An 18,521-nucleotide genomic window follows, 5' to 3' on the forward strand; every position below is an offset into this window, starting at 1 on the left:
GTTCGGGAGCCGGCTGCGGATCGGGTCGGGCTGCTCAGAGCTTGATCCACTCGCTGGACGTGGTCACCGAGTCCAGGATGTCGACGATCGGGTCGATGCCCAGACCGGGACCGGTGGGCACGTCGAGGTGGCCGTCGGCGAGTTCGAACGGCGTGGTGATGTCGGTCGCGTAGTAGCGGCGCGACGCGGAGGTGTCGCCCGGCAGCACGAAGCCGGGCAGCGCGGCCAGGGCCACGTTGGCGGCCCGCCCCAGGCCGGTCTCCAACATGCCGCCGCACCATACCGGTACGCCGTGCGCCACGCACAGGTCGTGGATCGCCTTGGCCTCCAGGTAGCCGCCGACCCGCCCGGGCTTGATGTTGATGATCGACGCGGAGCCCAGGGTGATCGCCGCCGCGGCGTCCTCGACCGACTCGATCGACTCGTCCAGGCAGATCGGGGTCCGCATCTGCTTGGCCAACTGGGCGTGCTGGACCAGGTCGTCGTCGGCCAGCGGCTGCTCGATCAGCAGCAGGTCGAACGCGTCCAGCTTGGCGAGCTGGCGCGCGTCGGCCAGCGTGTACGCGGCATTCGCGTCCACCTGCAAGAGCAGGTCGTCACCGAAGCGCTCGCGCACCGCGCGCACCGGCGCCACGTCCCAGTTCGGCTCGATCTTCAGCTTGATCCGCACATAGCCCTCGTCGACGAACTCTCCGACCAGGTCCAGCAGTTCAGGAATCGAGTCCATGATGCCCACGGACACCCCGCACGGCACGCGGTCTCGGGAGGCGCCCAGGAACGAGCCGAACGACTGCTCGGAGGTGCGCAGTTGCGCGTCCAGCACGCCCGTCTCCAGGGCCGCCTTGGCCATCTTGTGGCCCTTGAACGGCTTCAGTGCGCGCTTGACCGACAGCGCGTCCACCCGTTCGGGCAGTGCCGGGATCAGGAAGCGCTTGAGCACGTCGACCGCGCCGTCCACGTACTCCGAGTTGTACAGCGGGTCGGACATCGCGACGCACTCGCCCCAGCCCTCCGCCTCCGGCGTGACCACGCGCAGCAGCAGGATGTCGCGGGCGGTCTCGACGCCGAAGGAGGTGCGGAACGGCGCGCGCAACGGCATCGCGATCCGGCGCAGTTCGATACCGGTGATCTTCATGGTGGCTGAGCTCCTGTTCGAGGGTCGAGCGGGGATCACGCGGAGTCGGCGCGCGTGAGGATGTAGCGGGACTTGTCCTGGAAGCCGATCACCCGGGCACCGTCGGCGAGCAGTCCGCCGAACACCTCGCGCAGGGCGAGCCGCCACTCCTTGGCGGCCCCGGGGTCGGTGCGGCGCAGTGTCTCGATGTCCGGGGGCACCTCGACGAGCAGGTACTCGGCGTCGGTGCGGCCCAGCAGCGGCCGTTCGTCCCGGATGGCGAGCGCGGTCACCGCGTCCGCCGGCACCGCGACCGGGGTCGGCGTACCGTTCACCGCCGCGATCACCCGGGGAGCGGCCAGGTCCCAGACCACCATGGCGCGGTCGGTGTCGGTGCCGCCGTTGATCGCGTCGTCCACCGAGCCGTAGAAGTTGGGCAGGTAGCCGTCCGGGCGACCGCCCAGCTTGGTCACGTTGAAGTGGGCGTTGCGCCGGATCAGCGGATCGTAGGTCCAGGTGATCCGGGCCACGCCGCGCGCCAGTGCCCAGTTGCGCTGGTGCACCTTGAGCGCGAAGCCGGCCGCGTGACCGGCGCGGGCGCCGGTGATGTGCGAGTGCAACGTGCGGGCGGTGGGCGCGCCGAAGAACCCGACGGTGGCGCCGGTGATGCGCCCGTCCAGGTAGGCCCCGGCGACGTAGTTCCCGGCGTGCGACAGGGCGCGCATCTGTTCGACGGACATCGGCGCGTTGCCCGGTCCGGTTCCCCAGATCTCGCAGAACAGGCGGAACGCTTCCTCGATCTCGTCGAGTTCGTGCAACTCGCGAATAACCACGGCGCTCATCGCACGGCCTCGATCAGGCCGGCGAGCAGCAGCGTGCGCGGTGCCAACTCGGCCACGATCACGTGCTCGTGGTCGGCGTGCGCACCGCCGCCGACCGCGCCGAGCCCGTCCAGGGTCGGGCAGCCGATGCCGGCGGTGAAGTTGCCGTCGGAGGCGCCGCCGACCGCCGCGGCGCGCAGCGGCGGCAGGCCGCTGCCGCTCGCGACCCGATCGGCCAGGTCGAACAGCGCACTGGAGGAACTCTCCTCCAGCGGCGGGCGGTTGGCGCCGCCGAGCACCTCGATCCGGGCGCCGGGCACGGTCGCGGTCAGGCCGCGGATCAACTCGTCCACCCGCTCCTGGGCCTTGATCGTGGGCACCCGTACGTCCACGGTCACCTGGGCCCGATCGGGGACGGTGTTGGTCACCGCGCCGGCCGCGACCACGGTGGGGGTCACGGTGGTCCGCCAACCGTCCGAGCCGCCCTCGTCCACCAGGTCCGGCAGGGCGTCGAGCGCGAGCACCAGGTGGGCGGCCTCGATCGCCGCGTTCACGCCCTTCTCCGGCTCCAGGCCCGCGTGTGCGGCCTTGCCGTGCACGATCAGCTCGTACATCGAGCCGCCCTTGCGCCCGGTCTTGAGCGCCCCGCCGTCGGCGGACGCCTCCAGCACGAAGGTCGCCACACAACCGCGCGCGGAGTCCTCGATCAGGGCGCGCGAGGTGGTCGAGCCGACCTCCTCGTCGCCGGTGATCAGCACCGAGATTCCCTCCAGCGACCGCAACGAGGCGAGCGCGTGGAACATCTGGACCAGGCCGGCCTTCATGTCGAAGACCCCCGGGCCACGAGCGATCCCGTCCAGCACCGACCACGGGTGGGTGGCCAACGAGCCCATCGGCCACACCGTGTCGTGGTGCCCGACCAGCAGGACGCGCGGGGTGCCGAACGTCCACTGGAGGTGGGTCACTCCGTCCAACACGATCCGGCGCGGTTGCACGCCGAGATGGCGCGCACCCTGGGCCGCGACCACCTCCGCGCTGCGCGCGACCGCGGCCAGATCGGCGGAGAACGACTCGCATAGCACCAGCTCGGCCAGGTCGGCCAGCATCGCGTCGGTGTCGAACGGGATCGCACCCGCGGCCGAACCGACCGTCGTGCCGGTCATCGGGCCAGGCCCAACTCTGCGCGGAACAACCTCTGTACATTGCCGCCGAGGATCGCCATGATCTCCTTCTCACCCAGTCCGCGCCGCACCAGTACCTCGGTGAGCGCGGGCAGTTCGGCCGGGCCGTTCAACCCGGGCAGTTCGGCGGCGATGTCCACGCCGGTGTAGTCGGCGCCCTCGCAGCACGGCGGAGTGATGTCCGCGAGCACTTCGCGCAGGAAGTCGGGGCCGATCCCGACGTGTTCGACGCCCACCAGGGAGATGATGTGTTCGATGTGGTCGACGAGCCCGTCGATGGTCTGCTTCGACCGGTCGGCGGACAGGAAGTCGGGCACGAAGTTGACGCACACGACGCCGCCCGTCGCGGCCACGCCCCGGATCTGCTCGTCGGTCAGGTTGCGGTGGTGATCGCACAGCGCCCGCGCGCCGGAGTGGGTGGCGATCAGCGGGCGGGTGGCCTGCTCCAGCACGTGCGCCACACCGACCGCCCCCAGGTGGGAGATGTCGAACACGATGCCGAGTCGTTCCATCTCGCGCAGCGCCTCGACGCCGGCGTGGGTGAGCCGGCTGCCGGTGGCGTCCTCGCCGCTGCCGTCGCCCAGTGCGGACCGACCCCAGTGCGCGATCGAGGCGACCCGTACGCCCAGTCGGTACAGCGTGCGGAACAGCTCCAGGTCGGCGTCCACCCCGGGCGCGCTCTCCAACGCGAGCACCAGCGCGATCAGGCCCTCGGCCAGCGCCGCGTCGATGTCCGCGCCGGTCAGGCACAGCCGGACCGCGTCCGGGTTGCCCTCGGCGATCGCGTGCGCACACTCCACCATGCGCAGCGTGCGGCGCAGCGCGCCCTCCGGGCGGAACTGGTCGTCCACGAATACCGGCAGCACCTGGATGTCCACCCCGCCCTCACGCAACTGGGGCAACCACTGCTCTCGGAAGAAACTCGCCCACCTTCCCGGTGGTCGTTCCACCACTGCCATCAGGAGATCGTTGTGCGTGTCCGCCACGACGGCACGGGTGTGCAGCTCGGCGCTCATATCGCGTCCTTCCGGTTGGTGTGTGAGCGACGCTAGGCCGCGCCACGCACCGGGTTCTTCGTCCGAATGACCAATGCTGTCGACACTTTCCGTCAGCGGGCACCAAAGCCACGACCGGCCCGCGGAACTTCCGGATCGACCGCCCACCACCGGATCCCTTCCCGACCGACATGTGGGTGAGGCCATAGGTGGCCCGCGACGAAGAACGCGGCTCGGCTTTGTCGCGCCGGACGATCCCGGACCCCCGGCCGGGCACCTACCGTGCGCAGGTGTCCTGGTATCCCCCGGCCTCGGTCCGGCGGGTCCGCGCCGCCGATTCGGGAGCCGTCCCCGGCCGCGGCACCAGGTGTCCCGGGCCTCCTTCCCGGCCCGCCCGTCCACCCCAGGGATGCCTCGTGCCCGTCGATCGTCTGCTCCCCACCGACGAAGCCCACGACCTGATCGCCCGGACCCGGGCCTTCGCGGACCGGGAACTCGCGTCCCGGGTCACCGGGTGCGAGGCCGACGCGAGTTATCCCACCGGCCTGTTCGCCGCGCTGGGCCGGGCCGGCCTGTCCGGCCTGCCCTACCCGGTGCCATACGGGGGCGGCGGCCGGCCGTACGAGGTCTACCTCCAGGTGCTGGAGGAACTCGCGGCGTACTGGGTGGCGGTGGCCGGCGCCGTGGACGTGCACACGCTGGCCTGCCTGCCGACCGCCGTGCACGGCACCCACGCGCAGCGCGAACAGTGGCTGCCCGGCATGCTCGACGGCGCGTTGACCGGTGGCGGCAGCCGGTCCGAGCCGCAGGTCGGCGCCGACCCCTCGGCGGTCACCTGCCGAGCCGAGCGCACCCGGGGCGGGCATCTGCTCCAGGGCACCCAGTTCGCCGTCGCGCACGGCGGGCGGGCGCACTTCCACACGGTGTTCGCCCGCACCGGCCCGGCCCGGCCGGACGTGTCCTGCTTCCTGGCTCCAGGCGCCGACGAGTACCTCTACTTCGGTGCGCCCGAGGAGACGACCGCGCTGCGTGCCATCCCGACCACCACCGCGTATTGGGACGGGGTGTACCTGGAGCCGGAGCGGCTGATCGGGGCGCCGGGTCGGGGGCTGCGGATCGCCTTCGACCTGCTGGACGCGGGTCGGTTGGGCGGCGCGGCGTGCGCGACCGGGCTGGCCCAGGCCGCGCTGGACGTCGCGGGCGCGTTCGTGACCCGCGTCGATCGGCATCTGCTGGTCGAGCCGGCGGGGGCGGTGGACTCCGCCCGGGCGATCTACCTGGACGCGGCTCGGCGCCGCGACGCGGGCATCTCGTACACGCGGCAGGCGTCGGTGGCCGAGCCGGCCGCGGTGGAGGCGGCGGTCAAGGCGACCGCGGCGGCGGTGCGGATCCTGGGGGCGGTGGCCGACACGGACGAGTTCCCGGTGCGGCGGTATGCCCGCGAGGCGGCGGCGTTGCGGCTGCGGATCGCGCCGGCGGCAGGCGGGGCGGGGGCGGGTGGCGGCGACGCCGGTGGGGGCGGGCGGGCGGCGGCGGGCGTTGCGCCGGGTGGGCCTTCCTCGACTCTGGCTGCGGTGGGCCCTTCGGTGGGCTAGGACTGCTTCGGCTGTGGCTGCGGCGGGTCGTCGGGGGCTGCGGGCCTCGCGGAATCGGCGGCCGTTGCGGGTTCGAAGGTGATCGGGGCCTCGAAGGCGGCCTTGCGGGCGGCTCGGCGCAGAGCGGCCAGGACTGCCGGGCCCACCAGCACGATCGCGACGCAGTTGGTGATCGCGCGTCCGGTGTCCCAGCCGAAGGTGGAGGTGAGCACGGTGAAGACGAAGAACCGGTGCAGGTTGTCCAGGACGGCGTCACCGGGGACGAACGCCGGACCGACCATGCCCGGCGCGTCGGCCAGGAACGGCCAGAACCACATGTTGAGCAGGAAGCCGAACGCGTAGGCGGAGAAGACGCCGTAGCCGGCCAGCATGACGATCTCGGCACGGCCGCGCACCCGCTGGGGCAACAGGCCCGCGCCCAGTCCCACCCAGGCCGAGGCGAGCATCTGGAACGGCAACCACGGCCCGACCCCGGCGGTCAACAGGGCCGAGGCGAACAGGGACGTACAGCCGAGCACGAAGCCGAAGCCGGGGCCGAACACCCGCCCGGCAAGCACGAGCATGAAGAACACCGTTTCGATCCCGGCCGTTCCGGCGCCCAGCGGACGCAACGCGGCGTTGATCGCGGACAACACGCCGAGCATCGCCAGCGCCTTGGAGTCGAGGCCGCCGCTGGTCAGTTCGGCCAGTACCACCGCGACCACGAACGGCAGGGTGACCGCGAAGATCAGCGGCGCGTCGCCGGAGTGCGCCGCGGATTCCGGCGCCGGTGAGGCGAACAGCGGCCACAGGAACATCGCCAGGCCGGCGATCGAGGCGATGGTGAGCACGAGCGCGGTGCGCGGGGTGATCCGGATCGCGCTGGTGCGCGCGGTGGGGGTCGCGGGCGGGGGCGGGGGCGGCGCCGGGGGGCTCATCGGGTCGGCTCCTGGTCGCGGGCGGGGTTCGAGGCGGGGGTGAGGTCCGGGTCCGGTGCCGGGTCGGGGCGCGAGGCCGATTCGGGGCGCAGAGCCGTCGCCACGTCGGTGACGGTCAGCCACGGCAGCGGGGCCAGGATCTTGGCCACCTGCGGTGCGAACGCCGGGGAGGACACCACCACGTCCGGTGTCGGGCCGTCGGCCACGAGGTCGCCGTCGGCCAGCACCACGACCCGATCGGCCACCTGCGCGACGAACTCGACATCGTGCGTGGCCAGGACCACCGTGCCGCCCGCGTCCGCGAGTTCGCGCACCACCCGGACGAACCGTCGCTTGGCGTGGTAGTCGAGACCCCGGGTGGGCTCGTCCAGCAGCACCACCCGTGGTGCGGCGACGAGTTGGATCGCCAGCACCAGCGCGAGCCGCTGTCCCTCGGAGACGTCGCGCGGGTGCAGTGCGCCGTCGACGCCGGGCGCGATCCGGTCCAGGAGGGCGCGGCACGAGCCGGGCGCGACCGCGGACTCCCGGTCCGCCTGGGCACATTCCGCGTCGACCGTCTCCAGGTAGAGCAGATCGCCGGAGCTTTGCGGAACCAGGCCGACCAGACCTCGGGCACGATGCGGCGCGGCCTTGCCCGGATCCTCGCCGGCCACGTCCACGGTGCCGCCCTGGCGCGGCCCGGAGCCCTGGAGTGCCCACAGCAGCGAGGACTTGCCGGATCCGTTGCGGCCCATCAGCGCGGTGACCCGACCTGGGAACAGGTCGAGATCCAGGCCGCGTACCGCGATCACGTCGCCGTAGCGGACGATGATCCGCCGCGCGCTCAGCAACGGCTCGGCCGACCCGGCGCCGGCCGGTGCCGCGGGCGGCATACGGTCGGCCAGCCGCGCCCGCAGCGGCGGGGCCTGCCGGCGGGCGTCGCGGACCGAGAGCGGCAGCGGCGACCAGCCCGCGAGTCGGCCGAGTTCGACGACCGGCGGGGCGATGTCGCACGTGGCCAGGATCTCGGCGGGTGGGCCGGAGCGGACGGTACGGTCGCCGGGCAGGTGCACCAGGCGGTCGGCGTACTGCACCACCCGCTCCATCCGGTGTTCGGCGACGATCGCGGTGATTCCCAGATCGTGCACGAGCCGGGTGATCGCGGCCAACACGTCCTCGGCGGCCGTCGGGTCGAGTGCGGAGGTGGGTTCGTCGAGTACCAGGACGCGGGGGTGCGCGGTCAGCACCGAACCGATCGCGACCCGTTGTTGCTGGCCGCCGGAAAGGGTGCGCAAGGGTCGGTGCCGCAGTTCGGCGATTCCGAGCAGATCGAGCGTCTCCTCCACGCGTTTGCGCATTACCGCCGACGGGATCGCCAACTGCTCCATCCCGTAGGCAAGTTCTTCCTCCACCGTGTCGGTGACGAAACCCGCGAGCGGGTCCTGGCCGACCACGCCGACCAGGTGCGCGAACTCGCGCGGCGGTTGCGTGCGGGTGTCCACGCCGCCCACGAGCACGCGCCCGCGCAAAGTGCCGCCGGTGAAGTGCGGGACCAGGCCGTTGATCGCGCCGAGCAGGGTCGACTTGCCCGCCCCGGTGCGCCCGACGACCAGACACAACTCGCCCTCGGGAATCTCGAGTTCGACATTGCACAGGGCCGGCGCGGGCGCGTCGGCATAGCTGATGGTGACGTCGTGGAACCGGATCACCGGACGGAGTTCTCCTTGCCGGCGGGGCCGGTTGGGGTCGGGTCGGCCGGCGCGCCGAGCCGGGCGGGTGGTCCCGGCGCGGGTGCGGGTGCGAGTGCCGGTACAGGTACGTTCGTGCCGAAGCGGGGCGTCTCGCTCGGCGGCGGCGGGGCCAGCCACGCGGGCAACACCGCGACGACCAGCGCGAGCGCCGGGAGCGGGGCCAACTCCGGCCAGGCCAACGGGCTCAGCGACGGGTAGAGGTTGCCCGCGTCGATCCGGCCGGTCAGGTGCACCAGCGCGCCGGCGCCGATCCCGCAGCCGGCCACGATGAACTCGGCGGGCCGCCAACGGTCCGGCAGGTAGACGCTGCGGTCGATGCGCCGGCCGGTGAGCACGAAGCCGATGCCCGCGATCACGACGCCGCCGGGCAACATCGTCGCGCCGAGCCGGCGCGGGGCACCACCGTCGAGCAGCGCGTACACCCCGACACACACGCCGATCAGGCCCACCAGCGTCAGCACACCGGTGAGCAGCCGGATCGTCCGGGGCAGATGCCGGTTGCGGCCGTAACCGCGCGAGTCCATCGCGGCGGCCAGCGCGAGCGAACGATCCAGCGCGTCCTGGAGCACCGGGATGGCGATCGAGCGCAACGCCCGCATGCCACGCTGGGCGCCACCCCGCAGCCGGCGGGCCCGACGCACCCGCTGCACGCTCTCCACCAACTGCGGGGCCACCGACAGCGCGACCACCACGGCCGCGCCCACCTCGTACAGCGCCGCCGGCACCGCCTTGAGCATGCGCTTGGGGCTCGCGAGCGCGTTGGCCGCGCCCAGGCAGACGATCATGGTGGCCAGGCGCAGCCCGTCGTAGCACCCGCCGAGCACGTGCTCCAGGACCACCGGGCCGAACAGGTGGATGCCCGCCGCCCAGGCGGGCAGCGGGAGTTCGGGCAGGTCGAGGAGCACGTGGCCGCTCGCCGCACCGACACCGAACAGGATCCGGAACAACACCCGCATGACGATCACGAACAGGCCCAGGAAGAGGTACATCCGGAACGCGAGGGCCCACGGGGCATCACCTCGCCGGTTGGCGACCACGTATCCGGCGACGGCCAGGATCAGTGCGAGCAGCAGCGGGTTGGTGGTGCGACTGGCCGCCGTGGCCAGGCCGAGCGCCCAGATCCACCACGCGCCGGGATGCACGGTGCGGGGCAGTCGGCCGGCGGCAAGGCGCGCGGCCACGCTCGCCCGGGCCGAACCCGCGGCCCCGGTCAACGTGTTCCGCTCGCCGCGCGTCGCCGTCGGACGATGGTGAAGGCGGCACCCGCGCACAGCACGGCGAGCAGGCCGATGCCGACCAGGGTGGTGATCGGGATGCCGTGCTCGTCGGTCCGGGCCGATTCCTCGCCGCCGGTCCAGGTGGCGCCGGCCGGCGTGGTGCCGGAGGGCCGGGCGGCGGCGGGTGCGCCGGACCCGGGTTCGGTGCCGGCCGGCGACGGGTCCAGGACCGGTGGGGCGGCGGGTGGCGGTTCGGTCTCCATCGGGTCGCCCGCGACCCCCGGGCCCGGGGCGAGCGGGTCGACGGGTGCGGTGCCGGGGGTGCTGTCGGTGCCGCCGACGGGTGGCGGGTCGCCGGCCGGATCGGGGCCGGGTTGTTCCGGCTTGGGCTGCTCGGGCTTGGGCTGTTCGGGCTTGGGCTGTTCGGGCCGAGGGCGCTCCGGCTCGGGCACGTTCGGGGTCGGCTCGGGCGTGGGGCGGGCCGGGGCCGGCCGGGGTGGCGGATTCGTGGTCTCGGTCTTGTTCTTGGCGAAGGACCAGCCCTCGAAACTGCCGATCGGGGGCTTGCGGTTCAGCACACCCCATTGGCTGTACGTCCACGAACCGCCGTTGGGGGCATGCCAGTACGACCAGTAGGCGGAGGCGGGCGGGGTGTCGATGCACGGCTCGGAGTCGGCGCCCGGCTTGCCTTCGACCCGGCAGACGAACGCCTCACCCCAGCGGGCGACCCCGGTGATCCGGATGCCGGCGTTCTTCAACGCGGCCAGCCCGGTGGCCTGTTCCCCCGGTGCGCAGCGCACGATGGTGGTGCCGCCCAGTTCGTGGAAGTCGACGATCACGGTCACGCCGTTGCGGTCGGGGCAGAATCCGGGCGTGCCCCTGCCGGGATCGATCGCGTGTGCGGCCGCTGCGGAGACGGTGAGTTGCGCGGTCGCGGGCAGCGACAGGAGCGTCATCGCCGCGGCCAGGCGGCCGATCCGGGCACGATGTGCGGTGATCCTCATGTGTGCTCCCCGTTCCGGCGGCGGGCGCCCGCGCGTACCGCGATGCCGGTACCGACCAGGCCGACCGCGAGCAGGATCGCACCGCCGATCCGTGCGCCGGTTCGGGCCAACCGGTCGCCGCCAAAGGCGGATCCGGACCCGGTACCGGTGTTCCCGCCGGACACCGAAGCGGGCGGCGTGGCGGTGGTGGTCGCCGAGGCGCTCGTGGTGCGACCGGCCGAGGTGGTGGGGCTCGGCGAGTTCGTCGCCGAACGGGTCGCGGAGGAGGTGGCGGAGGCGCCGGCCGACGCGGTGTGCGTGGTGGTCGCGGAGGTCGTCGCGGTGGCGGTGCTCGACGTGCCGGTCGTACCGGTGGGCCGGGGCGGAGCCTTGCCCAGGTCGCCGAGCGGGACGTCGGCGAGCGCCAGCAGCGCCTGCGGTGTGGCCCGGCGCCACTGGTCGCGCTGGAACTCCGGGATGCCGTCCGCGCGGGCCGAGGCGAGGGATTCCGCGTTGTACGCGATCGAGCCGATTTCCTTGTCGGCGGCGCCCGCGTTGTCCTTGGTGATCTGGTGCCCCAGCACCCACGCGGCGGCCCGGTCCGACTCGACCGCGTAGCCGGCCGCGTGCAGGGCCTGGCCGGCCAGGCCGGTGCTGTTGCTGTTCGAGGCCGCGGTCGGACCCGAACCGCCGAACGAACCATCCTCGCGTTGCCTGGACTTGAGCCAATCCGCACCCTTGCGGGCCGCACTCGCGGCGCCGACCGAGTGGCTCTCCGCCGCCGCCGACAACAGCGCCTGGACCGCCATGCCGGTCGAGTCCGGGTCCAGCACGGTGGTCGGAGTGTCCTGGCAGGTCGCGCCGGTGCTACCCAACCGGCCCGGATAGAGCCGGAATCCCCCGCTCGGGCATTGTTGTGCGATCAGGAAGTCCACCGCGCTCTGCGGCACCCCGCCACTGCGGGCCAGACCCAGCACGGCCAGCGACTGGCCGAACGTGTTGCCGGAGTCGGGGCTGCCGGTGAGCTTGTCCCGGATCCGGCCCGCGTCCTCGCCCGCGTCGGCCCCGGCGATCAGGTCGAGCGTCTCGTCACGCATGTCGAGGCCGCCGAACCTGGTCGGATCGCGGTCCGCGACCACCGCGGCGAACAACACCTTCGCGGTCGCGCCGGCGATCCGCGAACCGGGCAGGCCCCACTCCTCGGCGCTGTTGTACCTGCGCACGTTCGCGGCCACCGCGTCGGCCGCGGCGCCGAGCGCGGTCGGTTCCGAACGGGTGGCGGCCAGCGCCATCATCGTGTCGATGGTCAGGCCCCAGTCGGAGCCGGCGAAGCCGGGTATGCCGCCGGCGACCAGTTCCCCGGCCTGCCACTTCGCCGCCGCGGCGGCGGCCTCGGCATGCGGGTTGGCGACGTCGGCCGAGGCCGACAGGACGGGGGCGACGGCAACGAGCACTGCGCCGCAGACCGCGACGGCGCAGGCGGGTGCAACGGTGAACCGGAACATCAGGGATCCTTCCGGGACTTCACGCGTCCCGGCATCCGACCGACATGGGTGCGCCGGCGGTGGAATCCGGGCTTCAGCGTGCAGTCCACGACCGCTGGAGCCTTCAAAACGTACGAACCCAGGCATTCCGACTCGTGGTGACCTGTCGGTCACCACCCACGGTTGCGGGACAGCGCCGGATTTCGACCGGCTTCCCCTGGGCTTCGAACTATGCAGTTGAGAAACACCGACGACATGCGCCGGCGTGCGGAGCGTACGAGACACACCACCTCACGGACAACCGTTCGCGTCCGCCCGACGCCGTGCCGTTGGTCACCACCGACGGCTTCGGCCGCGATCCGGCGGCCGTTTCCGGCTACTGCGCCCGGCCGTTGCCGATGGCTGCGCCCGGCCGTTGCCGGTGGGTGCGCTCGGCCGATGCCGGTCGTCGCGCCGCGTTCGGCATGGCGAGCGCGTTGCCCGTCGAGATGGGAATCGTCGAAGCCCTTGGCCGGAAAGCGAGTTACCGCCCGCGGCGAACTTTCCGTAGAGTGCGCAGCGTCTCGTCCGAGGACCCTCGGCGCGACGGTGCCGTGCGCTCCCGGGCACCGTCGTGGCCGACCGGTCCGGGCGCGGCGACCCGTGTCATCTTCGGCCGCAGGGAAAGTCCGGTGTGATTCCGGCGCTGACCCGCAGCGGTGGTCCGTCCGCGTGACGGCGAGCCCGAATGCCTGGGGCCGGAGCGTTCCATCTCCATTCCCTGTCGTGGTCTACGGGGCGGAGCCCTCGCGCCGCCGGGCCGAGACCGTCCCGCCTTCGGGCCCGCGGTCGAACGCGTGGCGGCTTCGCCGGGCATGCCGCGTCGCAGGCCCGGAAAGGCTTCACCATGACGCTCACCCGCCCCGGCCGGAGGATCTCCGCCCTCTTCGGCGGTCTGCTCCTCGCCGCCGCGACCGCCGTCGTACCCGCGACCGCGGGCGCCGCCCCCACGCCGGCCGACCGGTCGGCAACCGCTTCGCTCCCGGCCGGCAATCGCACTCAGGCCGCAGCCGGCTGGCTGGCCCGGCAACTCGTGGACGGCGAGCGCTTCGAGGCCACCTTCGACGGGGTGACCTACCCCGACCAGGGTCTGACCATCGACGCGGTGCTGGCGTTCGCCGCCGCCGGGGTGGCCGAGCAGAACGGTGCCAAGGCCACCGCGTGGCTGGCCCGTCCGGAGATCCTGTCCGGCTACATCGGTGACGGCACCACCAACGCCTACGCCGGCGCCACCGCCAAGGTGCTGCTCGCGGCCGAAGTGCGCGGGACGAACCCTGGCAACTTCGGCGGCGTGGACCTGCCGACCCGGCTGCGCGCGCTGCAACAACCCTCGGGCCGGTTCACCGACACCTCGCCGTGGGGCGACTACAGCAACGCTTTCAGCCAGTCGCTCGCTCTGCTCGCCCTGGACCGCACACCCGCCGGCGCACCGACCGCGGCGGTCGACTTCCTGGCCGGCGCGCACTGCGCCGACGGCGGTTTCCCGCTGAACTTCGGCCTCGCGACGTGCACGGCCGACGCCGACTCGACCGCGATGAGCGTGCAGGCGCTGGCCGCCACGGGCCGCCACCAGGAGGCCGCCGCCGGACTGAACTGGCTGGTCGCGCACCAGCTTTCCGACGGCGGCTTCGGCACGCCGGGCGCTGTCACGTCCAACGCCAACAGCACCGGCCTGGCCGGGCAGGCGCTGCTCTCCTCGTGGCGGGTGCTGCCGGGACTGACCGCGCGGCAGTTCCTCGGCGGACGTCAGGTGGGTTGCTCGGGCCCGCCCGCCACGCGAGGCGCGATCGCGTACGACGCGACCGGGTTCGACCCGGCCACCGCCACCCGGGCCACCGCCCAGGCGGTATTGGGCCTGGCCGGCACCGGCTTCGCCGACCTGACCGCCGCCGGGGCCCGGCCGGACGCGCCGGCCCTGCACTGCCCGTCGTCCGCGTCCTGACCAGGATTCGCAACACCCGCGTCGCCGCTCGCCGATCCGGGCGGGCGACGACACGGGGCCCGGGGCACCGAGTGCCCCGGGTGGGCCGGAGTTCGATCGACCTACCGCGAAGGGGCCACGCGCGGCGGCGGGTTGGTCGACGCGGTCCGGTCCTTGGCGAAGGACCAACCCTCGAAGCTGCCCGGCGGGGGCTTGCGGTTGGACGCACCCCACGAGCTGTACGTCCAGGTGCCGTTGTTCGGCGCGTGCCAGTAGGACCAATAGGCGTTGGCAGGCGGCGTGTTCAGGCAGGGTTCGGTGGCCGGGCCGGGCTCGTTCTCGATCCGACAGATGAACGCCTCGCCCCAGCGGGCGGTACCGGCTGTCTCGAATCCGGCGTTCTTGAGCGCCGCCAGTCCGGTGGCCTGGTCACCCGGCGCGCAACGCACGATCGTGGCACCGCCGAGTTCCTGGAAGTCGACGATCACGGTCACGCCGTCGTTGCTCGGGCAGACCCCGGCGCTGCCCTTGGTGGTGTCCACGGCGTACGCGCTCGGCGCCGCCGCGGTGACCTGCGCGGTGGCGGGCAGCACCAACAGGGCCAATGCGCCGACCAGTCGGCCGATACGCCCCTTGTTCCGGAAAAGCTTCACGGACGGATTCCCTTCGTGCGGTGGACGCGGGCGCGGACGGCGGGAACGACGAGTCCCGGCATCCGGCCGAAGGCAGGCATCGGCCGCGGAATCCGGGCTTCAGCGTGCAGTCCACGACACCTGGAGCCTTCGAGATCGAGCAACCCAGGCATTCCGACTCGTGGCGACCTGTCGATCACCACCCACGGTTGCGGGACAGCGCCGGATTTCGACCGGCTTCCCCTGGGCTTCGAACATGCAGTTGTGGCACGTCGATCCGTACGGATCGCGGTGCGCCGACGAACCCGTCGGCGTCCGGAGCGTATGAGAGAGCGCACCCTGCGGACAACCGTCGACCCACGGTCCCCACCGTGCCGTTCGTCACCCGGACGGCGGATCCGAGGTCGGCGGCACAGAGCCGATCGGGCGCACCGGGCCGGCCGGGGTCCGCCGGAACGTGTCACCCGACTGGGTCTTGCGTTCGGCGATCGTGGTTGGACAGCGTGGAGTTGCGCGCGTACCCGGCGTGTGATCGCACGTCGGAACCAGCACACCCCGGATGGGCCCCTGGGGCCCGGCGGTGTGGGCGGACGAGAGCAACGGGAGTGCTGTGAGCGATCGGGACGGCAACAGGCGAACGGACGACCGCATCGTCCGAGTACGCATCCATCCGGCCATCGGCATTGCGCGCGTGGGCAACAGCACGCGCCCGGACGGCTGGTACTACGGACCCGAAACCCCCGACCCGGAGCCCACCCCACCGGGCTTCACCAAGGACGCGGACGGCGCGATCAAGCGCCAGGCGGCCCGATTCCGGCTGTACGGCCACGCCGCCGACGGGCACGTGGTGCGCGAGGTGACGGTCGCCGACCCGGGCACCCGGATCACCTGGGGCGTACACGTGGCCAATCGCAAGGCCGCGTGGTACCAGTTCCAGCTCCCGCTGGACATCCCGGACTCGCGGGACCCGGCGGCCAGGCCGTCCGCGCGGCGCAATCCGAGCGTCACCGATCGCCGGTCGCTGGTGATCGATCCCGGCCGCAAGACGCTGAACGCCACGCCCGGTGGGCGGGTGCCGTTCACCGGCGGCCGTTTCCTGGGTCGGGTCGACGTCCCGCTGGGCGAGATGCGCACGGACGAGCACGGCCGACTGGTGGTGCTCGGCGGGCTCGGCGCCGCCGGCTCGCCCGATCACACGCCGCCGGCTTCGGTAACGAACAACGACGGTTGGTACGACGACATTTCCGACGGGCCGGTGACCGCGTCGGTCACCATCGACGGCGTCTCGGTGCCGGTGGATCCGGCCTGGGTGGTGGTCGCGCCACCCAACTTCGCGCCGGACCTGCGCACCGTACGCACCCTCTACGACCTGCTCTTCGACGTGTTCGTCGGCACCGGCCAACTGCCGTTCCCGGCCCGGGTCTCGTTCGGCGAGCACATCGAACCGATCCTGCGCCGGTTCTGCGAACTCCAGTGGGTCAACGCCGGGTTCGCGGCCAAATTCGGCTGGGCCGGTCCGGAGTACTTCCTCGCCCCCGAGGCGCTGCGCCGGTTGTCCAGTCCGGCGATCGAGCATCGCGAGGTGCGCCGGCAGGTGTACACCGCGCTGCGCGACTACAACCGCGACGACAAGTCGCCGATGCCGTGGCCCTGGCTCTACGGCGACGGCATGGCCAGTGTGCCTCGGACGGTGCGCCAGTACATGACACTGTCGCCGACCCAGGACCGGCTGCTGCTGGCCTGGTCACAGGGGAACTTCGACGCGTCGCCGTTCGCCGGCTACCCGCACCGCGTGGAGGACGCGCCGCCGGCCGCGCAGCCGGGGCTGCTGGATCGGGCCGCGTTGGACTTCTGCGTCGCGGACGCGTTCCATCCCGGGATCGAGGTGACCTGGCCGATCCGGCACGCGACGATGTTCGCCGAGCCGTTCCGGATCAGGGCGCGGCCCGAGGGCGATCCCGATCCGGACTACGGCAACACGCTCACCCCGGACAAGGCGCTGGCCCCCGACGGCCCGCTGTACGCGCAGGGACCGGGTGACCTCAGTCGATGGATGGCGGTGCCCTGGCAGACCGACACGGCGGGCTGCCGCGCGGGCTACGAGTCGCAGGCCGGACTCGGGCCGCGTTACGACCCGTACGTACCGACGTTCTGGCCCGCACGGGTGCCCAACCACGTGCTCAAACAAAGCGACTACGAGAAGGTCAACCGGCCGGACAGTGGCGGTTCGAGCGATCGCGAGGCCGCGTTCACGCACCGCGCGGTGTGGTTGCGCGGACTGACCGGGACCACGCCCGAGGCGCAGCGCCGACAGATGATCGACGGCTGGTACAAGCTCGGCATCGTCGAAGTGCGGCCCTACACGGTCGGCGACGGCCGCTTCCCGGCCCGCATGCAGGTCGAGTCGCCGCCGCAACCGCCGTTCGACCAGGCCCGGGACGCCAACAACCTGGTGAACGTGCACGTCCCGGAACAGGCCCCCGACGAGCCGGTGATCCGCGATGTCGCCGACGCCACGGGGCAACACGCGGCGGACGTCACGGTGGGCTACGTCGACAACATCGATCCCTACCTGGATTCGCAGTGACGGGAGCCGCATCCGCGTGGCGGCACGGACCTGCCCGCGAACGGCGTGGCGGTGGAGGTGCCGTGCGGGTGAGCGGCGTCGGCTCGTGCGGACTTCGCCCGTGACCGGGGTCGGGGCGCCGCCGGCCCGACGGCGGTACGACGTCGTGGTCGCCGGTGGCGGGCCGGCCGGCGCCGCGGCCGCGATCACGCTGGCACGTGCGGGTCGTTCGGTGCTGCTCGCCGACGCGGGTGGCGGGCCGCCCGCGATCGGCGAGGCGCTGCCGGGGGCGGCCCGGGTGCTGTTGGCCGACCTGGGGGTCGGCGAGCACGTACCCGGGGCGGGCCATCTGCCCTGCTACGCCACGCTGTCCGTGTGGGGGTCGCCGCAGCCGGTCACGGTCTCCGCGATCGACGACCCGAACGGGCCCGGCCGGCACCTGGATCGCCCGCTGTTCGACCGCCGCCTGCGCGACGGCGCCCGGGCGGCCGGTGCCGAGGTGGCCGAGCGCACCCCGGTCGGCGCGCCGACGCGCCGGCCGGACGGCACCTGGTCGGTGCCGCTGGGCCGGCCCGACCGGCGCGAAGTGGTGTGCTGCGACTGGGTCGTCGACGCGACCGGGCGCCGAGCGGCGGTCGCGACCGGAAGCGGCGGCGCCCGCCGGCACACCCACGACGCCCTGGTCGCGCTGCACCTGACCCTGGTCGATCCCACCGCGTGCGACACCGACGCGAGCACGGTGGTCGAATCCGGGCCGGACGGCTGGTGGTACACCGCGCTGGTGCCCGGCAATCGGCGCCTGGTGGCCTACTTCACCGACGCCGATCTGCCCACCGCGCGAGCGGGTGACTCGGCCGGCTTCCGGGCCCGCCTCGCCGAAACGACCGAGATCGGCCGACGACTGGCCGGGTGGCCCCTGCCGTCGCCCGTACTCCCGCGCCGGGCCCCCGCACACGGCGCCCACCTGGACCGGGTCTGCGGCCCGGGCTGGATCGCCGCGGGCGATGCCGCAACCGCCTTCGACCCGGTGTCCGCCCAGGGCATCCTCACGGCCCTGTACACCGGCCTCACCGCCGGCCAAACCGTCGACGCACATCTCGCAGGCCACCGGGACGCGCCCGACACCTACCAAGCCCGCCTCGCCGACCTACGCCACGCCTACCACCGCAACCACCACCACGCCTACACAGCCGAACAACGCTGGCCCCACACCCCCTTCTGGCACCGCCGCCACCACCCCACGCCCCCACACGACGCCGACTGCTGCTCGCGCCGAACCGACACCGACGCGCGTGCGGACCGGGTGCGGTGACGCCGCCGCCGGCG

Annotated in this window: 15 protein-coding genes and 3 riboswitches; of the genes, 5 read left to right on the plus strand and 10 right to left on the minus strand. The window is 73.0% G+C overall.

Annotated features, from left to right (window positions below; translation table 11 throughout):
* Positions 1 to 34 precede the first annotated feature (34 nt).
* Genes menC through ACFXMF_RS26285 form a run of 4 tightly spaced genes read right to left on the minus strand, consistent with a single transcriptional unit; the run spans position 35 to position 4,132 of the window.
* A complete protein-coding gene (gene menC, locus ACFXMF_RS26270; RefSeq protein WP_360317180.1) occupies positions 35 to 1,135 on the minus strand; it encodes an o-succinylbenzoate synthase in 1,101 nt (366 codons plus the stop codon).
* A 35-nt stretch (positions 1,136 to 1,170) separates the two neighbouring features.
* On the minus strand, positions 1,171 to 1,956 hold the full coding sequence (locus ACFXMF_RS26275; RefSeq protein ID WP_360317178.1) for a GNAT family N-acetyltransferase: 786 nt from the start codon (positions 1,954 to 1,956) through the stop codon (positions 1,171 to 1,173).
* Complete coding sequence (locus ACFXMF_RS26280; RefSeq protein ID WP_380017917.1) at positions 1,953 to 3,098, minus strand: M20 family metallopeptidase; 1,146 nt, start codon at positions 3,096 to 3,098, stop codon at positions 1,953 to 1,955. The genes ACFXMF_RS26275 and ACFXMF_RS26280 overlap by 4 nt, the downstream gene beginning before the upstream one ends.
* Positions 3,095 to 4,132, minus strand: coding sequence for a membrane dipeptidase (locus tag ACFXMF_RS26285; protein ID WP_360317174.1), 1,038 nt, complete (start codon positions 4,130 to 4,132; stop codon positions 3,095 to 3,097). The genes ACFXMF_RS26280 and ACFXMF_RS26285 overlap by 4 nt, the downstream gene beginning before the upstream one ends.
* A gap of 395 nt (positions 4,133 to 4,527) precedes the next feature.
* Between ACFXMF_RS26285 and ACFXMF_RS26290 the strand changes: the two genes are divergently transcribed.
* Entirely contained in the window at positions 4,528 to 5,706 is a 1,179-nt protein-coding gene (locus ACFXMF_RS26290) for an acyl-CoA dehydrogenase family protein (protein ID WP_360317172.1), read from the plus strand.
* Here the strand turns inward: ACFXMF_RS26290 and ACFXMF_RS26295 are convergent.
* From ACFXMF_RS26295 to ACFXMF_RS26315, 5 genes are read right to left on the minus strand one after another with little or no spacing between them, the layout of a single operon-like run.
* On the minus strand, positions 5,703 to 6,623 hold the full coding sequence (locus tag ACFXMF_RS26295) for an ECF transporter S component (RefSeq protein ID WP_379991259.1): 921 nt from the start codon (positions 6,621 to 6,623) through the stop codon (positions 5,703 to 5,705). The genes ACFXMF_RS26290 and ACFXMF_RS26295 overlap by 4 nt on opposite strands.
* The gene (locus ACFXMF_RS26300; RefSeq protein ID WP_379991261.1) at positions 6,620 to 8,311 is read right to left on the minus strand and encodes an ATP-binding cassette domain-containing protein; all 1,692 of its coding nucleotides are present in this window, start codon (positions 8,309 to 8,311) and stop codon (positions 6,620 to 6,622) included. The genes ACFXMF_RS26295 and ACFXMF_RS26300 overlap by 4 nt, the downstream gene beginning before the upstream one ends.
* A complete protein-coding gene (locus tag ACFXMF_RS26305; RefSeq protein ID WP_379991262.1) occupies positions 8,308 to 9,567 on the minus strand; it encodes a CbiQ family ECF transporter T component in 1,260 nt (419 codons plus the stop codon). Before ACFXMF_RS26305 ends, ACFXMF_RS26300 begins: the two co-directional genes overlap by 4 nt.
* Positions 9,564 to 10,574 carry a hypothetical protein gene (locus ACFXMF_RS26310; RefSeq protein ID WP_379991263.1) on the minus strand — a complete coding sequence of 337 codons (1,011 nt, stop codon included), beginning with the start codon at positions 10,572 to 10,574 and terminating at the stop codon, positions 9,564 to 9,566. Before ACFXMF_RS26310 ends, ACFXMF_RS26305 begins: the two co-directional genes overlap by 4 nt.
* Positions 10,571 to 12,058, minus strand: coding sequence for a prenyltransferase/squalene oxidase repeat-containing protein (locus tag ACFXMF_RS26315; RefSeq protein ID WP_379991264.1), 1,488 nt, complete (start codon positions 12,056 to 12,058; stop codon positions 10,571 to 10,573). Before ACFXMF_RS26315 ends, ACFXMF_RS26310 begins: the two co-directional genes overlap by 4 nt.
* A 121-nt stretch (positions 12,059 to 12,179) precedes the next feature.
* Positions 12,180 to 12,254: riboswitch (cobalamin riboswitch) on the minus strand.
* A gap of 112 nt (positions 12,255 to 12,366) precedes the next feature.
* On the opposite strand from ACFXMF_RS26315, the gene ACFXMF_RS26320 reads away from it, so the two are divergent.
* A complete protein-coding gene (locus tag ACFXMF_RS26320; protein WP_379991265.1) occupies positions 12,367 to 12,714 on the plus strand; it encodes a hypothetical protein in 348 nt (115 codons plus the stop codon).
* Positions 12,697 to 12,770, plus strand: a riboswitch (cobalamin riboswitch). It overlaps the preceding gene by 18 nt.
* Positions 12,771 to 12,923: 153 nt before the next feature.
* Positions 12,924 to 14,018 (plus strand): peptidase, encoded by a 1,095-nt coding sequence (locus ACFXMF_RS26325; RefSeq protein ID WP_360317160.1) that lies wholly within the window; start codon positions 12,924 to 12,926, stop codon positions 14,016 to 14,018.
* Between the two features lie 101 nt (positions 14,019 to 14,119).
* Here ACFXMF_RS26325 and ACFXMF_RS26330 read toward each other — a convergent pair whose 3' ends face one another.
* Positions 14,120 to 14,650, minus strand: a complete 531-nt coding sequence (locus ACFXMF_RS26330; protein WP_379991266.1) for a flagellar hook-length control protein FliK — start codon at positions 14,648 to 14,650, stop codon at positions 14,120 to 14,122.
* 147 nt (positions 14,651 to 14,797) lie between these two features.
* Positions 14,798 to 14,872, minus strand: a riboswitch (cobalamin riboswitch).
* A 367-nt stretch (positions 14,873 to 15,239) separates the two neighbouring features.
* Here ACFXMF_RS26330 and ACFXMF_RS26335 point away from each other — a divergent pair.
* Both ACFXMF_RS26335 and ACFXMF_RS26340 read left to right on the plus strand, forming a co-directional pair.
* A complete protein-coding gene (locus tag ACFXMF_RS26335; RefSeq protein ID WP_379991267.1) occupies positions 15,240 to 17,216 on the plus strand; it encodes a LodA/GoxA family CTQ-dependent oxidase in 1,977 nt (658 codons plus the stop codon).
* A gap of 100 nt (positions 17,217 to 17,316) precedes the next feature.
* Complete coding sequence (locus ACFXMF_RS26340; RefSeq protein ID WP_380020806.1) at positions 17,317 to 18,507, plus strand: FAD-dependent monooxygenase; 1,191 nt, start codon at positions 17,317 to 17,319, stop codon at positions 18,505 to 18,507.
* The last annotated feature ends 14 nt before the right edge of the window (positions 18,508 to 18,521 follow it).

Source organism: Embleya sp. NPDC059213 (genome assembly GCF_042754445.1).
Taxonomy (GTDB): Bacteria; Actinomycetota; Actinomycetes; order Streptomycetales; family Streptomycetaceae; genus Embleya.

Coding starts and splice junctions, on each gene's coding strand:
- menC (WP_360317180.1), bottom strand. CDS start 1,135: ATGAAGATCACCGGTATCGAACTGCGCCGGATCGCGATGCCGTTGCGC.
- ACFXMF_RS26275 (WP_360317178.1), bottom strand. CDS start 1,956: ATGAGCGCCGTGGTTATTCGCGAGTTGCACGAACTCGACGAGATCGAG.
- ACFXMF_RS26280 (WP_380017917.1), bottom strand. CDS start 3,098: ATGACCGGCACGACGGTCGGTTCGGCCGCGGGTGCGATCCCGTTCGAC.
- ACFXMF_RS26285 (WP_360317174.1), bottom strand. CDS start 4,132: ATGAGCGCCGAGCTGCACACCCGTGCCGTCGTGGCGGACACGCACAAC.
- ACFXMF_RS26295 (WP_379991259.1), bottom strand. CDS start 6,623: ATGAGCCCCCCGGCGCCGCCCCCGCCCCCGCCCGCGACCCCCACCGCG.
- ACFXMF_RS26310 (WP_379991263.1), bottom strand. CDS start 10,574: ATGAGGATCACCGCACATCGTGCCCGGATCGGCCGCCTGGCCGCGGCG.
- ACFXMF_RS26315 (WP_379991264.1), bottom strand. CDS start 12,058: ATGTTCCGGTTCACCGTTGCACCCGCCTGCGCCGTCGCGGTCTGCGGC.
- ACFXMF_RS26325 (WP_360317160.1), top strand. CDS start 12,924: ATGACGCTCACCCGCCCCGGCCGGAGGATCTCCGCCCTCTTCGGCGGT.